This is a genomic window from Methylobacterium sp. WL116, assembly GCF_008039455.1.
In the GTDB taxonomy this organism is placed as follows: Bacteria; Pseudomonadota; Alphaproteobacteria; order Rhizobiales; family Beijerinckiaceae; genus Methylobacterium.
In genome coordinates this window covers 1-746 of sequence record NZ_VRUV01001013.1, presented here as the reverse complement: position 1 = coordinate 746, position 746 = coordinate 1, and the positions used below count along the sequence as shown (strand labels likewise).

Genomic DNA, 746 nt, shown 5'->3' with positions numbered 1-746 from the left:
ACGGGCGTGTCGCAAACTCGGATCTGAGGCGCGGAATGACCTCTGCCGTCCTGCTTTCATGCTTTGTTCGCTTAGGGAAGCCCGAAGCAGAGGGAGAGTAGGCGGTTCTGTTCGCGCACCGTCCATGCGCCGGCGAACCCAAACCCTTTGCGCAGCCAGAGCATGGCCTCGAAGCCCTGGATCGTGCGTCGCGCCGTGTTGAACGAGCGGAAGCCGCCGACCCGCGGCATCGACCGCTTCACCCAGAAATGATCGCTCTCGATGCCTTGTTGCAGGTGTTTGGTCACGTAGTGGGTCGGGGTGCGCGGCAGCAGGCCCGCCTTCCGGCTCGCGGCGATGGCCGGCGGGTACGGGCCGGCGCCATCCGTGCCGATGCGATCCGGAGCGAGCAAAGGCTGTTCCCGCAGCATCTTGCGGAAGAACCGCTTGGCCGCGTCAAGATCCCGGTTGACCGTGAGGAGGAAATCGACGGGATTACCGTGCTTATCGACGGCCCGGTAGAGGTAGCGCCACTCGCCGCGGACCTTGATGTAGGTCTCGTCGATGCGGACCGAGCCGCAGTGTGGCTGACGAAACTGACGTAGCCGCTTCTCGATCAGCGGCGCGTAGGCCAGAACCCAGCGGTTCAGGGTGCTGTGATCGACCTCCAGGCCGCGCTCCAGGAACAGCTCCTCAATGTCGCGGTAGCTCAGCGGATAGCGCAAGTACCAGGAGACCGCCTGCACGATGAGCGTCGCCTCGTAGTG

Annotated in this window: 1 protein-coding gene; it reads right to left on the bottom strand. The window is 64.3% G+C overall.

Features of this window, described 5'->3' with window-relative positions; genetic code table 11:
* Positions 1–71 precede the first annotated feature (71 nt).
* Positions 72–746 (bottom strand): IS6 family transposase (locus tag FV223_RS29125; protein ID WP_147730055.1); only part of this gene is annotated, 675 nt, incomplete at its 5' end.